At 43.3% G+C, this 19,290-nt stretch carries 16 protein-coding genes and 1 pseudogene; 7 read left to right on the top strand and 10 right to left on the bottom strand.

Going from position 1 to position 19,290, the window contains the following annotated elements; genetic code table 11:
- A pseudogene (locus tag AC1XUD_RS17760) lies at positions 1-187 on the top strand (hypothetical protein); the annotation flags it as partial.
- Between the two features lie 126 nt (positions 188-313).
- Here AC1XUD_RS17760 and AC1XUD_RS17755 read toward each other — a convergent pair.
- The gene (locus tag AC1XUD_RS17755) at positions 314-2,065 is read right to left on the bottom strand and encodes a discoidin domain-containing protein (protein ID WP_483362379.1); all 1,752 of its coding nucleotides are present in this window, start codon (positions 2,063-2,065) and stop codon (positions 314-316) included.
- 167 nt (positions 2,066-2,232) lie between these two features.
- Between AC1XUD_RS17755 and tyrS the strand changes: the two genes are divergently transcribed.
- Entirely contained in the window at positions 2,233-3,534 is a 1,302-nt protein-coding gene (gene tyrS / locus AC1XUD_RS17750) for a tyrosine--tRNA ligase (RefSeq protein WP_483362382.1), read from the top strand.
- A 267-nt stretch (positions 3,535-3,801) separates the two neighbouring features.
- On the opposite strand, the gene AC1XUD_RS17745 is transcribed toward tyrS, so the two are convergent.
- On the bottom strand, positions 3,802-5,013 hold the full coding sequence (locus AC1XUD_RS17745; protein WP_483362378.1) for an NAD(P)/FAD-dependent oxidoreductase: 1,212 nt from the start codon (positions 5,011-5,013) through the stop codon (positions 3,802-3,804).
- Positions 5,014-5,105: 92 nt separating this feature from the next.
- Entirely contained in the window at positions 5,106-5,924 is an 819-nt protein-coding gene (locus AC1XUD_RS17740) for a metallophosphoesterase family protein (RefSeq protein WP_483362377.1), read from the bottom strand.
- Between the two features lie 122 nt (positions 5,925-6,046).
- On the opposite strand from AC1XUD_RS17740, the gene AC1XUD_RS17735 reads away from it, so the two are divergent.
- Positions 6,047-6,511 carry a regulatory protein RecX gene (locus AC1XUD_RS17735; RefSeq protein ID WP_483362376.1) on the top strand — a complete coding sequence of 155 codons (465 nt, stop codon included), beginning with the start codon at positions 6,047-6,049 and terminating at the stop codon, positions 6,509-6,511.
- Positions 6,512-6,724: 213 nt separating this feature from the next.
- Here AC1XUD_RS17735 and AC1XUD_RS17730 read toward each other — a convergent pair whose 3' ends face one another.
- A complete protein-coding gene (locus AC1XUD_RS17730; protein WP_483362375.1) occupies positions 6,725-7,735 on the bottom strand; it encodes a ribonucleoside-diphosphate reductase small subunit in 1,011 nt (336 codons plus the stop codon).
- A gap of 414 nt (positions 7,736-8,149) precedes the next feature.
- On the opposite strand from AC1XUD_RS17730, the gene AC1XUD_RS17725 reads away from it, so the two are divergent.
- Positions 8,150-9,172 (top strand): glycosyltransferase family 4 protein, encoded by a 1,023-nt coding sequence (locus AC1XUD_RS17725; RefSeq protein ID WP_483362374.1) that lies wholly within the window; start codon positions 8,150-8,152, stop codon positions 9,170-9,172.
- A gap of 34 nt (positions 9,173-9,206) precedes the next feature.
- Here the strand turns inward: AC1XUD_RS17725 and corA are convergent, their stop codons facing one another.
- On the bottom strand, positions 9,207-10,151 hold the full coding sequence (gene corA, locus AC1XUD_RS17720; RefSeq protein WP_483362373.1) for a magnesium/cobalt transporter CorA: 945 nt from the start codon (positions 10,149-10,151) through the stop codon (positions 9,207-9,209).
- A 130-nt stretch (positions 10,152-10,281) separates the two neighbouring features.
- On the opposite strand from corA, the gene AC1XUD_RS17715 reads away from it, so the two are divergent.
- From AC1XUD_RS17715 to AC1XUD_RS17705, 3 genes are all read left to right on the top strand, one after another.
- A complete protein-coding gene (locus tag AC1XUD_RS17715; protein ID WP_483362372.1) occupies positions 10,282-11,460 on the top strand; it encodes an MFS transporter in 1,179 nt (392 codons plus the stop codon).
- A gap of 222 nt (positions 11,461-11,682) precedes the next feature.
- Positions 11,683-12,060 (top strand): hypothetical protein, encoded by a 378-nt coding sequence (locus AC1XUD_RS17710; protein WP_483362371.1) that lies wholly within the window; start codon positions 11,683-11,685, stop codon positions 12,058-12,060.
- 30 nt (positions 12,061-12,090) lie between these two features.
- Positions 12,091-12,699: a YigZ family protein gene (locus tag AC1XUD_RS17705; protein ID WP_483362370.1), complete on the top strand. Its 609-nt coding sequence runs from the start codon at positions 12,091-12,093 to the stop codon at positions 12,697-12,699.
- A 116-nt stretch (positions 12,700-12,815) separates the two neighbouring features.
- On the opposite strand, the gene AC1XUD_RS17700 is transcribed toward AC1XUD_RS17705, so the two are convergent.
- The 5 genes from AC1XUD_RS17700 to AC1XUD_RS17680 all read right to left on the bottom strand — a co-directional run bounded on the left by AC1XUD_RS17700 (position 12,816) and on the right by AC1XUD_RS17680 (position 19,251).
- Positions 12,816-14,171, bottom strand: coding sequence for a TolC family protein (locus tag AC1XUD_RS17700; RefSeq protein WP_483362369.1), 1,356 nt, complete (start codon positions 14,169-14,171; stop codon positions 12,816-12,818).
- Positions 14,172-14,248: 77 nt separating this feature from the next.
- Positions 14,249-17,365 (bottom strand): efflux RND transporter permease subunit, encoded by a 3,117-nt coding sequence (locus AC1XUD_RS17695; RefSeq protein WP_483362368.1) that lies wholly within the window; start codon positions 17,363-17,365, stop codon positions 14,249-14,251.
- Between the two features lie 63 nt (positions 17,366-17,428).
- Positions 17,429-18,505: an efflux RND transporter periplasmic adaptor subunit gene (locus tag AC1XUD_RS17690; RefSeq protein WP_483362367.1), complete on the bottom strand. Its 1,077-nt coding sequence runs from the start codon at positions 18,503-18,505 to the stop codon at positions 17,429-17,431.
- A gap of 172 nt (positions 18,506-18,677) precedes the next feature.
- On the bottom strand, positions 18,678-18,953 hold the full coding sequence (locus tag AC1XUD_RS17685) for an ArsR/SmtB family transcription factor (protein WP_483362366.1): 276 nt from the start codon (positions 18,951-18,953) through the stop codon (positions 18,678-18,680).
- A 133-nt stretch (positions 18,954-19,086) separates the two neighbouring features.
- A complete protein-coding gene (locus AC1XUD_RS17680; RefSeq protein ID WP_483362365.1) occupies positions 19,087-19,251 on the bottom strand; it encodes a hypothetical protein in 165 nt (54 codons plus the stop codon).
- Positions 19,252-19,290: the final 39 nt, after the last annotated feature.

The raw sequence follows: 19,290 nt of genomic DNA, 5'->3' as shown, positions 1-19,290 counted from the left end.
TGGAACACCTTTTCAAAGGTTAGATTATGGAGCAACCGTGGGTCTCGGCATGGAATTCAACATTGTTCAACTGAGCATGTCTTATGATTTGGGCCTCAACAACACTTTTGGCTCGTCTGATTTTTGGAATCAAAATAGAGTCTTAAAACTCTCGCTTGGCTATCGTTTTTGGAAAAAGCTGATGTAATATCTAATAAATAAATTCACAAAAAGCTGTGTCACCACTTCGTGGTTATGGTTTCTGCGGTGATCTCTTGGCTATAATAGTGTCAGTCCTTCGGACTTTCGTGTACTACATCGGATGTTTTGCAGGTCATTTCGTCTCCACAACCGCACTTACGCCTGAAACTCCATTCTCATTAAAAGCCTCGATCGCGTAGTAATAGGGAACGCCAACGTTTAGCGCACGGAGTTCAAATTTGTTCGGTTCATCGTTCCAAAACTGATAGGTTTGATATAGCTTGTCGGGCGCGATTCCCCAAAGCACGTTGTATCCCGTCGCGCCGGGCACCTTCTCCCATGTCAAATCCACATTTCTTTGGTCTTTCTGGCGGACAGCAGTGAATTTCGTCGGCGTCGCCGGAGCTTTTCCTGTACCATTTCCAAAAATTCGAAACTCGCTGATCGCCAGATTCGGAGAGGCTACATATACATGCTGATACCGGACATATCTCGCCCGGATCGGTTTGGGCAACTCTATATATGCACACGGCCTATCGCGTTTAGGTTCTTTTGTCAAGTCGACAACGGTTTCCCATTGTTTGTTGTCAGCCGATACCTGAATCAGAAATTGGGTATATACCTTTTCTGGATTGTTGTCAAAAATGTCTGATTTGTAATCTGTATAATTGACCTGAATTGCCTTCACATCCTGAGCTGACTGAAGATCAATCGTCAAAGTTTCCCCTGGTTTATTTTGTTTGGCCGCCCAAAATGTCCTTGGATTTTCGTCTGTAATTTTGGCTGCGCTCATAGTATCTAAAGTCGATGAGGCTGTGACTGGTTTCTTATAAGACAGTAACATCCAGCCCGTAAAAAGCTCATCCGCCTTTCCAGACCACTTTTTATCCGGCACGCGATGGGGGAAATCACCGAAACGAGTATTGGCAAACATTTGTCCGTCCTTATCAAACCCGGCAGGGTATCTCACCAAGCGGCGTTCCATTGCCCAGTTGAGCCCAATCCAGGAAGTGCCTGAGTTCCAGTAATTTCCAAAATTGTCTTTCCAGGTACTTCCATGACCTGCACCAGTTGCAAATCCACCGGGCTTATATGCCACCGGATTATATGGAGCATATGTAAACGGCCCCAGCGGATCGTCTCCCACGTAAGTTCCGTTGGCGTAAACATTGTATTCCGTTCCGGGCGCGCCATATTGCAGGTAATATTTGCCATTATGTTTCGTCATCCAGGCCCCTTCGACGAATGGTTTGAATGGATCAGAATGGTTCGGGCCAAACCTTTCCCAGCCGTGGTCATATTGGTTGAGCCACATCATGGCTTTGTAATCCGATTTGTAAGTCAGCTTCCTGGAATGGTCGAGCTCTGCACCAAAAAGTGGATATACATTAGAAGAACCCCAATACATATACCATTTGTCGGTATCGTCGTCATGAAATATGGCCGGATCCCACGGGCCGATATCCTTCGGTAATCGGGGCAGCCAACGGTTGTAAAACTCGAAAATACCTTTTTCCGGAGCTACCGAATATAAAATCGGTCGTTGTTCAAAAGTGGATTGAAACAGGAACAGCGTATCGTTCACGGAAAGCGCCGCTGGTGCGCACATATCCTCAAAGGGCCATCTGTTCGCAGTAATATATTTCCAGGAAAGCATATCCTTCGAATGCCAATAACCTCCTGATATTGTGACAAATAAATAGTACTCGCCTTTGTGATTTACGAACACGGGGTCAGCACCGGAGCGATAGGAAATATTCTGGGGGATCTGCTCAAAATTGTATTTGTAATCAATATCCATGGGATTACAATATGTATTCTGAGCCCGGCAGACTGCACTGGCAAGTGTAAAAAACAGCAGAATGGTGATGAAGGATTTTGTCATATACTTGAATTTTTATCGGAAAATATAAGATAAAAATAGGGACATTTTATCTCTGCCTGATCAAAATCTCCAGATTTCTTAAACAGATTTTTAACGCCGATGATTTTCTAAAACCGATTAGAGTTACCTTTGCACTCTGATTTCGAATGAGTAATAAAAACATAGAAATGAATACCGATTTTATAGAAGAACTGCGCTGGCGGGGCATGTTGCACGATATGATGCCCGGAACCGATGAACAACTGAAAAAGGAAATGACTTCCGGGTATATCGGTTTTGATCCCACGGCTTCTTCGTTGCATATAGGAAACCTGGCGACGATTATGTTGCTCGTACACTTTCAACGCGCTGGTCATAAACCATATGCGTTGGTGGGCGGTGCTACAGGTATGATCGGCGATCCGTCGTTTAAAGCATCCGAACGTTCATTTCTGGACGAAGAAACTTTGCGGTTTAACCAGGCAGGTATTAAAAAGCAATTGGAACAATTTCTGGATTTTGACTGTGGTGCCAATTCGGCCGAAATGGTCAATAACTATGACTGGTTCAAGGATATTGGTTTTCTTCAGTTCCTGCGTGAGGCCGGTAAGTTTCTGAGTGTAAACTATATGATGTCGAAGGATTCGGTGAAAAAGCGACTGGAGACAGGTATATCCTTCACAGAATTTTCATATCAACTATTACAGGGTTACGACTTTTACCATTTGTATAAAACACGGAATGTGCGTTTGCAAATGGGTGGATCGGATCAGTGGGGGAATATTACTACAGGAACTGAAATTATTCGCCGGAAAGACGGGGATGAGGAAGGATACTTCAAAGCATATGCTTTGACCACGCCTTTGTTGACCAAGTCGGACGGTACTAAATTCGGGAAAAGTGAAGGGGGGAATATCTGGCTGGATGCTGAGCGCACGTCGCCCTATCAGTTCTATCAGTTTTGGCTGAGCCAGAGCGACGAAGATAGTCCACGGATATTGCGCGTGTTTTCATTGAAAGGCAAAGAGGAGATTGAAGCGTTGGAGGCGGAGCATGCTGCTGCACCACATTTGCGTATTTTGCAAAAAGCAATTGCTGAAGAGTTGACGATCAGAATTCACTCCGAAAGAGATTATCGACTGGCAGTGAAGGCATCCGAAGTTCTTTTTGGAAAAGCTACGCTTGAGACTTTGCAAAGCATCGCCATCGACGAGATCGATACGATTTTCGATGGTGTTCCGCAAACAGAGATATCCAGAACTGCGTGGAACGAATGCACGAATATCACTGATTTGGTATCCGTGGCAACGAACGGCGAAGTATATGCCTCAAAAGGCGAAGCACGCCGCGCGATTCAGCAAAATGCCGTAAGTATTAATAAAGAAAAAATAAAGTCAGCCGAGCAGCCACTAACAGATTTTGCGCTACTGCAGGATCGTTTTTTACTGGTTTCAAAAGGTAAGAAAAGCCATTTGATTCGCGTGGTTTAAACGCAGAGATGAGGGGCTGGGGCATGCCAAGTGTTGGGCGCAGAGTTTCTGGGAGATTTATTACTCTTCGAAATTCTGCGTTTTTTTGTTTAAACGCAGAGTAATGGTAGGGGCACGCCGAGTGTCTGACGCAGAGTTTCATGGAGTTATTTTGTTTGCCTTAAACTTTCTGATTTGAAATTCCTTGCATCCATCGCGTAACCTATCGCGTCCCATTGCGGTTAAAAACTCTGCGTAACTCAGCGTCCCCCTCCCGAAACGCTGCGTTTAAACCCGATCAAACCGGAAAATCCTGGCATCATCGTTTTTCTTTCCTTTCATCAAATCTGTAATAATTTCCGCAGCCAGGATACTGAACAAAATCCCATTTCCACCAAAGCCAAGGGCGAAATAAGTATTAGGATGTTCGTTAACCGCGCCAATAAAAGGAAGTCCATCCTTCGTTTCAGCGAAAGTACCGCACCAGCTATAATCGGTCACGAAAGGTAACTCAGGAAATATCTTTTTCGCATCATTTTCAAGTTGTTTTGTCTTCCGGTCCAGCAGTTTATCTCTTTTGACGGCACTTTGAAACATTTCATCCTTCCCGCCAATCAGCATCCGGTTATCTTCTGTTGTGCGCATATATAGGTACGGACGCGCGCTTTCCCAGAGCATCGCATTCTCGTACCAAAGTTTTTGGGTTGGATCAAAAGGCTTGCTAATTACTGCGTAAGATGAGTGAAGCCGAACAACGGTTTTCGACAGATATTTTTGAGACTCGTAGCCGCTGGCAATGATAAGTTTTTTCGCATCCACAACAACGCCATTGTCCAATTCCAATTTTACGCCTCGTGCATGATGTTCTATTTCTTTGACCTCCACAGTGTCATATACCCTCGCGCCTTTTTCAATACAATGCTGTAATAAAATATGGGTAAACTGATACGCATCAACCTGGGCGCCATCGTGGGAAAGGATAGCTCCACTTTTTTTGAGATCGGGAATATGCCGCTGAAGCGTCTTTTCGTCCCACCAGTCAACATGGATTCCCATCTTTTGTCGTGCTTCAAATTCCTTTTTCAGAATCTCCTTGTCCTTTTTTACTGATGCATAGTAAATACTTTCCTTGAACGAAAAATCCGGTTTTGATTTCAGCTTTTTTGTGATTGCATATACTTTTTCGATCGCATCGACACATAGCTTGTAACTTCTTTCTGCGTCTTTCTTGCCAATCATCTCAATGAGATCGATCAGCATGGTATCGATTTCGTATTGTAACAAAGCGGTGCTGGCTGAGGTGCTCCCCATACCGATATGCCGCTTTTCTAATACGATCACGGGGAACCCGGCTTCTGTTAGGTACCATGCCATCAGGGCGCCGGTGATTCCGCCGCCCATAATTACAACGTCTTCTTTTGCTTTTTCGGAGAGTGCTGGATATGCATGAGATATCCCATTTTTATAAAACCACCACGGCTGGCCACTGATAAGATCCATATACGAACATCGATTTTTGTTGTTCGTATATATGTAAAAAGTGTGCCAAATATTGGTTCACCAGTGAGAAATATACCTTCGGCGTGAGAAATTTATAGTTTTCCCGAAAAGCTGTTCAGTATGGGTGCGGCAGTTGGATTGTATTGATATGTGGACCAGGTATTGTCTTCAAAAATCTCTAGGATCCGATATCCTTTGTAGGTAGTGCCCCAGTTGCCACCAAAATGACCGTCGAAGAAATAAGGCTTTTTGCCCAGCATTTTGCCTCCATCCTGATCATGGTCGTGCCCGTGGAAGATGGCTTTTACATTAGGCGTTTTGTCAAACAAATCTGTGATTTCCTTACAGTCAATACCGTTTGAAGTCCATTTGGCCGGTGTGATATGAAGAAAGACGAAAATTCCTTTTTTGTCGGCATATTTTGCGATTTCCGCTTTAAGCCAGGCCGGGTCTGGACATATATATTCCCCTTTTTCGTTAGATGTGTCGCCTAATATGAAGGCGTAATTATCTTTGACAAAACTATGGTTGGTAGGATACCCCCAGGTACTTTGCCAAACGTCCAGGCCGACTTTATCGTGGTTGCCGCGGGTAACAAAATACGGTACACGTAGCTTTGCGAGCGTTGACTTCAAATCGTAGTATAATGTCGGATCGTCGTGCACCATATCGCCATTGAAGATCGTAAAATCTACTCCTTTCTGTAATTTTTCCCGATTGATCCAGGTAATCAAATCATTGTGAAAAGTCAGAAAATCAGTATCGGGCTGACCAAAATGACCGTCAGAAGCGATCAGAATGCGAAGGTTCAGTTTTGCGGGTTTCGATACCGCGATATCTGCTGCTGATAATAACGAAATTCCGGTAAGCGCAGGAATTGATTTTAAAAAAGATCTTCGTTGAATGGTCATTGCGGGTCAGGCTTTCGAAAGGTGCTCGGGATGGATTGACTTCAAAAATAGTTATTCCGAACAGATATTTTCTTTAATCTTGTGTCTAATTTAAGATTATTTAACACAGCGAAATTGCCCCCATGGACAGACTTATTCTTCAAAAAGCGGCCAGTTATTGTGCATATCAGGAAAGGACGCAGGACGAGGTCAGGCAGCGGCTCAAGAAATGGAATGTGTGGGGAGAAGAAGCCGATGAGCTGATTGCAGAGCTGATTTCGCAGAACTATCTGAGCGAAGAACGATTCGCAAAGTCGTTTGCAGGGGGGAAATTCCGGGTGAAAAGCTGGGGTAAGATACGGATTAAACAAGAACTGCACCGCCGTGGATTAAGCGAATACAATATCAATCAGGCGATGGATGTAATCGGCAAGGACGACTATAAATCAGGGCTGCAGAGCTTATTGGAAAAGAAGTTGACACTACTCCAAAGGACAGAACCCGATGCATTCAAACTGAGGCAGAAACTGGCCAGATATGCAATAGGGAAGGGATATGAAGGGGAGATGGTTTGGACTATGATCGGTGAACTTTTGGGGAAAGGTTAAATGACGCGGTTTGCCAGATGGTTTGTTTTCCACAATTAAGGAATTAAGAAAAATTAAGCTTAATGTTCCTTAATGGTTTTAGAAAAAGTTGCAGATCAAAAACAACAAAGGGCGAATAACTAGTATCCACCCTTTATTCTTTTCATATATTCAGTGAGCTGATAATGAGTATATCAAATACTGGATCGCTTTTCAGCTAAAAGCTAAAAGCTCTCAAAAATCTTCCTCAAAAGAAATCCTGTGGCCGCCGGTTTCTTTGTCTTTTACACCGCTCATTACGCCCGCCTTTTGGTATTCACCTACTCTTTTTTCAAAAAAGTTGGTTTTGCCAGGAAGGGATATCAACTCCATGAAATCGAATGGATTGGTAGATCCATAGACCTTTCTGCAACCCAAACGCTCCAGCCAGAAATCGGCTACATATTCAATATATTGATTCATCAACGCCGAATTCATACCGATCAATGACACGGGCAAGGCTTCGCTCACAAACTCCTGCTCAATTCTCACAGCGTCCATAATGATTTCAATTACTCTTTCCTCAGGCAACTGATTAGCAATATGTTGTGTATAAAGCAAACAGGCGAATTCGCAGTGCAAGCCTTCATCACGGGAAATCAACTCGTTCGAGAATGAAAGCCCGGGCATCAACCCGCGTTTCTTTAACCAATAGATCGAACAGAACGAACCTGAGAAGAATATGCCTTCTACTGCCGCAAATGCAATAATACGCTCTGTGAAAACAGGACTATTGATCCATTTCAATGCCCATTCCGCTTTCTTTTGAACACACGGAACCGTATCGATGGCACGAAGCAAATGATCCTTTTCAACCGGATCTTTGATATAAGTATCTATTAACAAGGAATAGGTTTCAGAGTGGATATTCTCCATCGCGATCTGAAAGCCGTAGAAGCATTTGGCTTCGGCATATTGCACCTCACTCAGAAAATTGATCGCCAGGTTTTCGTTCACGATGCCATCGGAAGCAGCGAAAAAGGCGAGAACGTGCGATATAAAATGACGTTCGCCGTCGTTCAGGTTCTCCCAATCCTTTTGATCCTGAGAAAGATCGATCTCTTCCGCAGTCCAGAATGAAGCCTCATGTCTCTTATACATTTCCCAAATATCATTATGCTTGATCGGAAAAAGCACGAAGCGCAAAGGATCTTCTATCAACAGAGGTTCCGGCAACAGCCCCTGTTTTGTTATTTCTTGTGACATATTAGTTATGATTATTCTTAAAGAGCTAAAACTTAAAATTCAGATGATTTTGATATGCTGACATTCTAAGGAGGTTAAAACAAAACTACATTCTTTGATCGGGAATCACAAGGTCAGCTAACGTTAATTCACATTCTTATTTAGACAGATTCTTACAAAGTTTGACTTAACTTTACCATGCAGAACCTTTTAAAAAAAGTATTGCATTCTGAGTGTCGGTAGTCTCTGCTTCCTGTAATGCTTCCGAAAATAAGTCATCACTGATATAAGTAATTCTATTTTCCGGGCAGGAAAAGCCGGTTTGTGTTGGCAAAAATGGACATATATTCATAGCTTAACTCGCATTTCCTAATCCACCGCCTCTAAGGTTTTAGCATCATAATGGTAAACAGAGTACTAATTGACTGTGAACGAATGAGATATCCCTACACGGGATTATACCAGTATTGTTTACAAATCGGGACCGCGCTACTAAAACAAGAAAAGGCTGGTGAAAAAATAGGCTTCTATCTCCCCGAGTCGATTAAGAATGTGTTTGGGAAGGATATTGAGTATTTTTCTCATAAGGTCATTCATAAGTTGTTTTTTCCAAAAATGGATAAGATCAGTGTTTGGCACTGTACCAATCAGGGATCTAAATATTTTCCTTCTCAGCGCGACGTCCCGGTGGTGCTCACGATTCACGATCTGAATTTTTTGTACGAAAAGGGCAAATCAAAAAACAATATCAAAAGCCGGTTGAAGGATATTCAGGCAAAAATTACGAGAGCAGATGAAGTTGTGGCCATCTCAGCTTTTGTGATGGATGATATACTGAATCACCTGTCCGTTTCGGATAAATCGATAAATGTGATTTACAATGGCTGTAGTGTAGATGAGCATATACCTTTATGTCCGCCAGCGTCACAAGTTGAAGGCCCTTTTCTATTTACGATCGGGACGATATTAAGTAAGAAAAACTTTCACGTTTTACCACCTTTGTTAATAGGTAATAATTACAAACTCGTCATTGCTGGGGCAGAACTGGATTCGGGATACAAGCAGACTATTGTTAGCGAAGCCAGAAAATGGAATGTTCTGGATCGCGTAATCTTCACTGGGCCGGTTTCAGAAAGTGAAAAAAAGTGGTTCTTAACCAATTGTACTGCTTTTGTTTTTCCATCAATTGCTGAAGGTTTTGGCCTTCCGGTGATCGAAGCCATGCATTTTGGCAAACCGGTCATATTGTCTACGCATACTTCCTTGCCTGAAATAGGCGGCGACTGTGCATATTATTTTAAGAGTTTTGACCCTGATGATATGCGCCACACGCTGCAAAAAAGTCTGCAAGATTTTGAAGACACACATCCAGCCACGAAAGTGATGGAGAGGGCCCAGGAGTTTTCATGGGAAAAGGCGGCATCCAAATATTTTGAGCTTTACAGGGGTCTATATTGAACTGTGCTGCTTTATAAAAACGACCTCCCGCTTCTCATATCCACTTTTTCCGTCGGAAAAACCATAAAACGATCAGCGAAGAAAATATCATCAGGAAGAGCGACAGGCCAAATCCAAAGGGTTCGTCTGTGGTGGGTATATGGGTGTAGTTCATTCCAAAAATACCGGCGATCAGCGTCGGTGGCATGAAAATGATCGTCACCACGGTGAAAATCTTGATCACCTGGCTTTGTTCAAGATTGATCAAACCGGTGAAGGTGTTTTGCAAATATTCCAATCGTTCAAAGTTGAACGTCGTGTACTCGAGAAGCGAACTGATATCTTTTAAAATGATCCTTAAGTGCTCTTTTCGGTCTTCCGGGAAATACTGACTGCGCAAAATTCCCGAGAGCACGCGCTGTTTGTCAATACTTGTTTCCCGAAGCATCATGGTCGTCTCCTGCAAAGCACTGATTTGTATCAGCACTTCCTGCCGCGCTTTTTGTTCGTGCGTAAGATTTTTGGAAATCGACGAAATATCACGTGATATACTTTCCAGTGAGTCAGCATCTGCCTCAATTCTTGTTTCCAAAAGCATCAGCATAAAGTCAACACCGGTCTGGAAAGTATCGGGGCTTACCTTCATTTTCTTGACCGTGTCGGCAAAAGTTTTGGAGTCGCCTCGGCGATAGGTAAACAGTACGTTTTTGTGCAGGATGAATGAAACAGGGTAAGTTTCATATCCGTGGCTGTCAATATGCAGGAAGTTGGAGTTGGCGTTAATGGTATCATTGTGCTCGAAAAACCGCGAACTGCTCTCAATTTCAACGATCTCCTGGGGTGTTTGGATACTCACGCCACATTTATTTTCAACCCATTCTTCTTCCTCCTGCGACGGTGATTGCAGATCTACCCAAAGCAAATTTTTGACATTTCCGATCTCCCGGATGTCATTCTCACGACGTATTTGCCGCCCTTCCTTATAAAAAATACGTACCATTTTTTAAAAATGAGAAAAAAGACGGAGTTAAAAAAAGAACCGGCGCATATCTGCGTCGCCCAACAAGCCTGCAAATATCGGTGGCCTGATTTTATTTCACAATATCCCGTACTTTTGTCCGATGCAAAATATGGATTCTCCGAGTATATTCACGACACAATTTTGGCTGTTAGGACTTAGCTCGTTTTTGTTTTCGTCAAGTTTTAATATGCTCATTCCCGAGCTCCCGGCGTATCTCACTCAAATGGGAGGGGCAGATTACAAAGGCTTCATCATCGGGCTGTTTACCCTCACCGCTGGTTTATCCCGACCTTTCAGTGGAAGACTCACCGACAGAATCGGCCGCGTTCCGGTTATGGCAGTTGGATCCATCGTCTGTTTTATATGCGGATTCATATATCCGATGATCACGTCTGTGTTTGCGTTTTTGGTGCTGAGAACGGTGCATGGTTTTTCAACTGGTTTTAAGCCAACGGGAACTTCGGCATATGTAGCGGATATCGTCCCCGCGAACCGTAGAGGAGAAGCCATGGGTATTCATGGGATGTGCATGGGAGTCGGCTCGGCTTTTGGGCCTGCTGTCGGCAGTATCATTAGTAACAGCTTTTCTATCAATGTGTTATTCTATGTTTCTTCCGCATTTGCATTGCTGTCGATCCTTATTTTGATGAATATGAAGGAAACGCTTCCGAAAAAGCAACCGTTGTCTCTCGAAGCTTTTCAGATCACACCACGCGATATTTTTGAGCCCGACGTCTTCAAACCCGCTCTGATTACTTTCCTGATCTACTTCGGTTTTGGTGCTGTAGCAACGCTGACACCCGATTTCAGCAATTACCTGGGCATGTCAAACCGGGGGATGTACTTCATGGTATATACCCTGTTTTCTATTTTGGTCAGACTTTTTGCTGGTAAACTTTCGGATCGGAAAGGCAGAATTCCAGTTACTGTAATAGGTTGTGTGGTATTGGTATTGTCGATGATAGTGACTGGATATGCCCAAAATACTGTTTCGTTTTTAACTGGTGCTGCTTTGTTCGGAGTAGCTATGGGAGTACTTTCGCCAGTACTATCTGCCTGGACCGTGGATTTGAGCGGAGATCACAACCGTGGGCGTGCTCTTGCCACCATGTATATCACTTTAGAAGCGGGAATCGGGATAGGAGCGGTGCTTTCTGCTGCGCTATATGCGAATAACAATGCCAATTTGCCGCTGGTATTTATGGCAATGGCTGGTTTCGCGATTTTGGGATTGGTGTTTGCTTTGTGGTTTTATTATGGAGCGAAAAAAGTTAAGCGGGAGATTTAGAGAAGGTTGACCATATTAACATGCAGGACAAAAATTTTTCTGACTCCAACCTTTGCAGGTCTGGATGAGTCCAATTAGTATAATTCATTTTTAAAAAATCCCTGGATGATTTTGAGATTCTGGATCTGAATAAGTGCAAAGGATGTCAAGAAGTTTGTCCGACTGATAATTCATTGATAACGATATTTATTAAAGTATATCAGCAACATTTCATCTAAAGCCATGAAGTCTATGTGTCCAGCTTTTCCACATCGCAATTTGATAGGGGTTTTTATGGCGATCCTTTTGTCGTTTTGCATCTTTTCCTGTAAAGACAGCTCTGATGAAGACTGTGGTTGTGATAGTAACACAAATGGAACGATTGAAGAATTGAATGCGATTTATCATGGGAATGGGCATTTTACCGTTTGGCAGGAAGAGGATGGCTCACGGGGTTCATTCTTTCAGGTCTGTGGAAAACCGGACGACTCTTGGGAAACTGATACGATTCCGAATTATATTTTAAGTGGTGATATAAAAAATCCGTGTTTTTACGGCCCAACTTTTACCACTCAACCGGGTTTGATTGTCATCACCGAACTAACAAAAAAATTAAAATGAATTACGCAATTTCCTTAACCACCATCCCCCGTGTTATTTGACGATAGTTATCAAACCATTGCTGAGCCATGTGAGGGATTTTTTAAGGACAAGGGAAGCAAATTTATTTCCTATGGTTTTCCGATTCGGTCTGAGGAGGATGCGAAACAGCATTTGAGTGAAATCAGAGAACTGCATCCAAAAGCAGTTCATCATTGCTATGCATATCGACTAGGTCTCGACCGGATGACCTACAGAATGAGCGATGATGGGGAGCCGTCGGGTACGGCTGGGCGACCGATTTTAAATACCCTTTACTCTCAGGACATTACCAATATACTGGTCGTAGTTGTCCGCTATTTTGGAGGAACGCTGCTCGGGGTTCCGGGTTTGATTAACGCATATAAAACGGCTACCGAGGAAGCCCTGGCAGCCGTTGAGAAAGTGACGAAGTATTTAATGCAGATATATGATCTTCGTTTTACCTATATGCAGATGAACGACGTCATGCGTATTGTCAAAGAAATGGAGCTGCCAGTCATTCAGCAAAACTTTGAAATGGAATGCACGATGCAACTCGAAATCCGAACAACTTTGATCGAGCGATTTATTTCACGATGTGAAAAAGTGGAAGGAGTGGAAGTCAAGCCAGTTTATTGAAAACAAATGACAATTGCCACAAAGGCTCGAAGACACAGAGAACAGCTTAAATTCACACTGCAATCTTAGTTCCTTTGTGACTTAGTGGCAAAAGCAACCTATATAACGGTCACAAATCAGATATTGTCTTCCGTTTTTCCAGTTGTGCGATCCAGCTCTATTTTGGCTGATAAATAGTCATATACCGCTTCTAGATAGTTGGATTTAGCGGTTGTCAACGCGAATTCAGCATCCATGAGTTCCAGTCTTGATGCAACTCCTTTTTCATATCGGTATTTTGTAATCGAGTAACTAAGCTCGGCGGTTTCTGAAACTGTCTGCTGGGTTTTAATACGTTCTGAAGCTTCATATAAGCTGGCTATTACCTGCTTCACTTCCGTTTTTAGTTGCTCCTGCGCATTTTGATATATTAAATCGCTCTGTTGTCTTTCCAGTTTTCCCAGTGAGATCTTGTTCACATTTTGCATACCGCTGAATACGGGAATGGCGAACTGGATTCCCGCATAAAATACCGGAGGCCAACCTGCCTGGTCAAACCGCAAGCGGTTGGTCTGGGTTTGGAGTTGATATTGACTGATGAAACTAACAACCGGCAATCGTGCAGATTTATAGAGCTCAATTTGTTTGTCATTGATATCCTTGTTCAGATTCAAAATCTGAAAATCAGGACGATGAATCAAAGAAGTTCTGAAAGTACTTACCTCACCAGGTATTGAATCTGATGCGTTCAATTGAAGGGAGTCTGTCAGGGAATTTTGTGTATCTGCTTCATTACCAAGAAGTACGTTCAATCTTTGCTCACTGATTTTCAGAGCATAGGTCAAACGAAGGACATCCGGTTCCAGGTTCTTAACCAAAGTATATGCTCTGAGCGTATCCACCCGAAGTGCGCGACCCAGTGCAAGAAGCGATCGGGAATCGGCTAATGCTTTTTTATTTCGTAAGATACTCTCTTGCTGAAGTTTAAGCCTTTCCCTTAATACGAGCAATTGTACGTAGTTCTGTTTTACGCTCGCCACAATATCGACCTCCCGTTCCTGATAAGAGAGCTGACTTTGTTTTTCCAACAATCTTCGTCTTTCAATTTCATGTTTTGCACCTGCGTTATACAGTGGCTGGGCCAAAGTAACTTGTGCACCTGTGATTTCCTGACCACCAAAACGGCTGTAACTAATACCCTCCGAGTTCGAAGTACTGTTCAAACCGAAGAAAACGGGCCGCTGGAAATAGCGTTGAAACTGCCCGGTGAGACTGACATTAGGCATCAGATATCCTTTGGCAATCTCCGTTTGCTGTCTGGATCTGGAGATATTGAATGAATCAATTTTTAACTCCCGGTTATGGGTTTTGGCTTGTTCGATCGCTTGTTTGAGCGAAAGAGGCTGGTTTTGTGCGTAAGTTAGCGGGGAAAAGGTGGCCAATATCAGGACCCATATTCCCGCGTTTTGTATATGTTTTTTATAAATATTCATTTTCGTAGTGTTTTGAGTTTTTCTTGATTTCAGGCAGACTCTCCGCGACAAAATCCGGGAGGGTCTGCCATGAAAACTTACGAGTGTGCGAATTCTTCCGTTAGTTTGGGTTCCTCTTTTGTGTGTGATTTGAGAGGGCGCGAGAAATAGGAATAAATGGCTGGGATGACATATAGCGTTAATATCCCAGCGAAAATGAGTCCTCCAACTACCACAATACCAAGTGATTGTCGGCTACCTGATGAAGTGCCAAGGGACAAGGCAATCGGCAACGTTCCGAATATCATTGCAAGGGTCGTCATCAAAATCGGACGGAAACGAGACACAGCCGCGATTTTTGCCGATTCTATAATGTTATGCCCTTCTTCCTTGCTCTGGTTAGCAAACTCGACGATCAGAATCCCGTTTTTGGTAATCAAACCAATGAGCATTATTATACCAATCTGACTGAAAATGTTAATCGTTTGCGCTGTAAACCAGAGGCTTAGTAAAGCTCCGGTCAATGCCATCGGAACGGTAAGCAATATGATAAACGGATCCACAAGACTTTCAAACTGGGCGGCCAGGACGAGATATATCAAAACAATCGCGAAAACGAATGCGAAAATCAAACTGTCGCTACTTTCAGAGTAATCACGACTTTGGCCAGCCAATGCTGTGCTGAAACCCTTTGGAAGTTCTTTCGCAGTAATTTTATCCAATTCCTTGATCGCTTCGCCCAAACTTACACCTGCCGCAGGAGTAGCTGATATGGTCGCGCTGTAAGACTGATTGTAACGATAAATCGCCGGCGGACTGATACCTTCATTCAGTTTGGTGAGGTTGTCCAACGACACCATTTCGCCACTTCCCGATTTTAAATACAGCGAACGAAGATCATATGGCGCTGAACGATCTTCCCGATCCAGCTGGCCGATTACTTCATATTGTCGGTCATTGTGAATGAAATAGCCATATCTTCTGCTACTCAGGGCAAGTTGTAAGGTTTGGCCAATAGCCTGAGTTGATATCCCCAATTGCGCTGCCCGCTGGCGGTCAATGGATATGCTGATCTCAGGACGGTTGATTTTAAAATCAGCGTCGGCAAAATTCAGCTTTTTATTTCCACTAACCTGCGTCATCAATTTCGGCATCACGTCGATCAGTTCTTTCAAGCCAGGCGCCTGGATCACGTATTGAACCGGTTGAGTATTACCATATCCGCCAATGGTCGGCGTCTGAACAGGGATGATCAACACATTTCTAAATCTGCCGGAAGCTGCAACCAGTTTCATAAATATCTGTTGCTGAGTCAGCCCGCTTTTACGGTCTTTCGGTTCGTTCAGGAATATCCACTGAAATCCTCCGTTTACTGGTTGTGCCAATGTTCCACCCGCCGCTGCGATGGCTGTATATGTTCGTTCTGCATTCAGATCCGGAATAGAATCACTTATGAAATTCCCGATTTCCTTCATGCTTTGTTCCATACTCTCATATGAAGTTCCTTCGGGAGCCATCACCGCGAGGCCGATCATGGAGCGGTCTTCCAGAGGAGCTAGTTCGGAAGGAAGTTTCGGAGCCAGCCAGTAAGCCACACCAAAGGAAATTGCAAGCAATACAAAACCCAGCCATCGTACTTTCATAAATGCCGCTAAAGATTTGCCATATGCATTATTGAGTTTGACAAAATATGGTTCTGTTTTCTTGTAAAGCCAGTTATGTGAAGTGCCTGATTTGAGCAGATATGCACTCATCATCGGAGTCAAAGTCAGGGCCACAAAGGCTGATATCGTTACCGAGCCTGCTACGACGATCGCGAATTCTTTGAATAATCTTCCGGTTAGTCCGCCGAGAAAGAGAATTGGAAGAAAGACAGCAACCAGCGTGATGGTGGTCGATATTACTGCAAAATAGATTTCGGCAGACCCTTGTCTTGCCGCCTCAATGGGCGACATGCCTTCTTCCACCTTGCTATATATATTCTCAAGAACAATAATCGCATCATCGACGACGAGGCCGATCGCCAAAACCAAACCCAGTAATGTCAAGACATTGATCGAGAATCCGGCGACATACATGATGAAAAATGCCGAGATGATCGATACCGGAATAGCTACCAGCGGGATTATGGTGCTTCGCCAGTCACGCAGGAAGATGAAGATAATCAGTGAAACCAGACCGAAAGCAAGTAACAAAGTCTCTTCTACTTCTGATAAAGAATTACGAACCGGAACAGTAAAGTCCTTACCCAGCGCGATTTCATATTCCTTCGGAGCGGTTCTTTTTATTTCCTCAAAACGCTTTTTGAATTCATCCACAATGGCCAAAGAATTAGCGCCACGCTGCGGACTCACACCCGTTCCAACACCGTAATCTGCGGTTTTTCCATTATATATGATCATGGCGGTCCGTTCGTTTTGCGAAGACATAATAGCCTCTCCAACGTCTTTGAAGCGAACAATGGCTCCATCACTTTCCCGCAAAATCATATTGTTAAAATCTGCTTCTGTTACCAAACGGCCTTGCGTACGAAGCGTTACTTCCGTGTTCGCCCCTTCAATACGGCCGCTTGGCAAATCGACGTTTTCGCGTTGCAATGCGTTTTGAATATCAATCGGAGTGAGGCCATATGCAGCCAGTTTTACGGGGTCCATTCTCAAACGCATCGCCCGTTTCCGACCAGCGTATGAGTCTACCAGACGAACTCCTGATATGGATTGTAATTTTTCCTTTACGTTGATATTTACAAAATCGGTGACATCTTCCAGGCTTTTGGTTTTACTCTGAACAGTCAGGAAAACCAGAAAATCGGCTGGACCGGCTTTCTCCACAATCGTCGGTTCGATATCGGTAGGCAATTGCTGACGCGATTTTGAAACTTTATCCCGAACGTCGTTTGCAGCAGCTTCCAAATCCGCATTCAATTCGAATTCAACCGTGATAATGCTGACCTGTTCCCGCGACGTCGAGGAAACGGAACGTATGCCATTGGCTTCTGCAATGGCTTCCTCCAAAGGCTTGGTGACCTGAGAAGCGATAATATCTGCGCTGGCCCCCGGATATACCGTTGTTACCATTACAATGGGCGAATCTGTCACGGGATATTCCCTGGTTCCCAAGAAGGTGTACCCGACAATCCCGAAAAGTACAAGCAGTACGGACATTACCCCGGCCAGAACCGGCCGGGAAATGCTTGTTTGTGAAATAGAACTCATTTGAATATTTTTTGTGCTGTTAAAATATCTCCTCTGAAAGGGAGGGTAGTGTTGAGTGAAAGTCTACTTAACCGAAACCAGCTGGATCGGAGTATTAGGTGTCAAACGCAGCATATTGCTCGTAATGACGGTATCGCCGTTCGCTAAACCTTTGGTTACGTGAACTGAAAATGCATTGCGCTGACCGATTTCAATCGCCTTGAATCCGGCCTTATTGCCATTAACAACATATACGCTATATCCTTTTGACGATGAAATAAGGGCTTGATTCGGAACCATGAGCGCACTACCGGACGTGTTTAAACGTATAATAAGCCGTGCACTTTGTCCTGGAAGTAATTCGTGGTTTGCATTATTGCCCACAGCTCTTACCAGCAATGTTCTGGTGTTCGGGTCAAGGCTTGATTCATGTGCAACGATATGGGCAATATGCGTTTTTTCATTTGATTCTACCTGATATTGAACTGCGTCTCCTGTCTTCAGAGTATTTGCATGTTTTTCAGGAACGGCAAAATCGATTTTGAGTTTGCTGTTATCAGTCAATTGCGCAAGTGATGTGCCGGGCGAAACATATGCTCCAGGATAAACATTAACTATCCCAAGATAACCGCTGAACGGAGCGCGAATACTGGTTTTGCCAATCGTTACTTTTAGTTGTTCAATTTTGGATTGCAACACTTTCAGATTTGTAAAAGCCTGATCATAATCCTGTTGCACTGCAGCTTCGCGATCAACAAGGTCTTTCAATCTACGTTCATTCAGGAGGACCAGTTTTTCCTGTTGTTTCAATTGCTCGAGCTCAGCAAGCAGATCGGCGTCGTCCAGTTTGAAAAGCAACGCGCCTGCAGTTACATATTTACCTTCTTTTGCCTGAACCGAAACTACTTTCCTATTTAGTTCGCTCATGATGCTTACTTCCTGATTGGCCATTAGCGTGCCTGAAACGGTCATTTCTTCGTTTAAAGCTCCCGACCTGATTACTTGTCCATCTACCGGAACGCCTTCCGGAGCTTTTGCTACCGGCGCTTTTTCGGGTGTGGTACCCTTGGTGCTATATCCTTTGAAGAATACGCTGCCGAGTATAAGCGTGATAAGGATCACGCCAGATACGATTTTTGTTTTTTGAATGGTGTTTTTCATAAATAGAAGTATTTAAATATTTCGATGTGTTAGATTCTGATTGGACTTAAAATATGGTAATTTATTGATATTTAAGGAGTGAAAATTTGCTCTTGAAATGATAAAATTATGTAACCGAAGGTGCTTTATATTGATTTATTTAAATATATCAATATATTAAAGCAAAAAAACCTTACACTTTTAGCGTGTTGAGGAAGTCCACGTATTCATTCAGAATGGATTGATTTAGTTTGTACTTCACGTTTCTGCCTTCTTTTTCTACAACGATCAAATCTGCGTCTGACAATTGCTTCACATGATGAGAAATGGATGGTTGCGCTAAATCTATAAAATCGGCAATTTCGTGACAGTACAGGCAATCCTCTTTCTGACGCAAGTGCTGCAATATTCTAATCCGGCTCGGATCACTCAATGCTTTTGATATCCGCTCCACTTTCCTGACATCCATGGCAATTAATATATTGATGAATATAAATGTATTGATATATTAAGATCAGTAGCATTACATACTTGCTCTGAAAAAAATTCCCCGTGTGATGAAAAATGTTTGAAAACTATATAATATCGGAGCCATCAGCCTATCAGCTGTTATCTTTCAACATTTTGATGAAGTCGTCGTCGTACTCTTTCAAAGCCAGCAGAATTTCCTGAAGTTCCTTGTCCTGAGGGCTGCCTTTTTTTGCACCAAACAGCTCATCTGCGCGCTCTGACGCCTTTTCGTACTGGGTTTCGTTTTCGATTTTCATATCTTACTCACAATATTGAGATACAAAAATAATGAAAAA

The sequence above is a fragment of the Dyadobacter sp. HNCC25DJ184 genome (genome assembly GCF_056895215.1).
The sequence above is the reverse complement of the archived record's forward strand: the minus strand, read 5'-3'. Positions and strand labels throughout refer to the sequence as shown.